General features: G+C 44.5%; 1 protein-coding gene. It reads right to left on the bottom strand.

Annotated elements, in window-relative coordinates:
• Positions 1-378: 378 nt before the first annotated feature.
• Positions 379-1,490, bottom strand: a protein-coding gene (locus NV381_RS33980; RefSeq protein WP_258217744.1) for an IS3 family transposase whose coding sequence is annotated in 2 segments (ribosomal slippage) — positions 379-1,244 and positions 1,244-1,490 — 1,113 coding nt in all. Because the reading frame shifts where the segments join, the coding sequence is not laid out codon by codon here.
• Between the last annotated feature and the right edge of the window lie 78 nt (positions 1,491-1,568).

Raw genomic sequence — 1,568 nt, 5'->3', positions numbered from 1 at the left:
AGCCCAAGACTCGCTATTGGCAACGCGGCTGCACGTTCTACCAAGCAGGGGTTCCACCTGCTAAATTACACGACCTTGCCCGGTCGCTCGCGGAATCCCGACTTCCGTTATCGTCTCAGATTGGAGATGACAGCTTGAATAAAGGAACTCTCAGTTCCGTTCAGGAGCTTTAGAGTACATTGTTAGTACCTCGATCCAAGTATAAAAAGGAACTCTTCTGATGATTGAATACGTTAGCCCTATCCCCCTTTGTAGTACTCCCTATGTACCTTCAAAGCTAAAGCGGTGTCGTATCCTCTCCCCTATGTACCTTCAAAGTAAAGCGGTGTCGTATCCTCTCCCCTATGTATGGATTGTCAACACAAAACTGAACAACTTTTATAAGGGCATACTCCTGGCTTGAACAGGAGTCAGATAATCTAGTGTTCCGTGAATCCGATGGTAATTAAACCAATGGACGTAATCATGGAGTTCGACGTCAAGCTGCTCATCCGTGAGAAAATGCGCTTGGTTAGCGAATTCCGTCTTGAAGATTTTAAAGGTTGCTTCTGCAACGGCATTATCGTAGGGACAGCCTTTTCGGCTAAGCGAACGTGTAACACCAAACGTTGTCAACGCTTCAGAAATGAGCTTGTTATCAAATTCCCTGCCACGATCTGTATGAAACATTTGAATGCGATCTAACCTCACCGAGATGCTTGCTATGGCTTTATAAACAAGCTCTGCTGTCTTGTTGGGACCGCTGCTGCACCCAATAATTTCACGATTAAAGAGGTCGACAAACAAGCATACGTAATGCCAATTACCGGCTACTCGTACGTACGTCAAATCGCTGACGACAACAGCGTATGGCTCGTCTTGATCAAATTCGCGTTGCAGCACATTCGTTACGACGGCCTCATTAGAATCGCTCTTAACAGGCTTGTACTGCGCTACCGTGTAATTAGATACCAGACCATGTTTGCTCATGATCTGACCGATCTTACGACGCGAGGCTAGTAGGGCTCGCTTTCCTAGTTCTATCTTGATTTTTCGTGTCCCGTAGTTGTTTCGACTAGCTGCGAAGATGTTTAGAATAGCATCCTCTAACCGCTGTTCTTCCTCGTTAGCGGCGGGCTCAGACTTGTAGTAATAGGTGCTTCGTGGTAGTTGGAGGACTTCGCACATTGCTGATACCGAGTACTTGTGTGCATTATTGCGAATCACATTTACTTTCGTCCCATGATCAGCGCGGCTTGCTTTAAAATATCGTTCTCCATTTTCAAACGTTGATTTTCTTTACGTAAAGCTAGGAGTTCATTCTCTTCCTCTGTACGATTATTTTTTTCTTTAAAGGAACCTGTTTTCTGACTTTGTGTAATCCAACGATCAAATGCAGAAGCACTCAGATCATATTCCTTGATGATGTTTGCTCTTGATTTTCCACTCTCGTAAAGCTGGACCATCTGCTTCTTAAACTCGGCTGTAAATGTACGTCTTGGTTTTGGCATAGTAGATTCGCTCCTCTATCTGTTCCCTTCATTCTACTAGCCCTTATTTTTTCTGTCTAACTTAGTGTAGACGATCCA

This window comes from Paenibacillus radicis (ex Xue et al. 2023), assembly GCF_024722015.1.
Lineage (GTDB): Bacteria > Bacillota > Bacilli > Paenibacillales > NBRC-103111 > Paenibacillus_S.
Note: the sequence above shows the minus strand (reverse complement) of the source record. Positions and strands in the feature narration are given on the sequence as shown.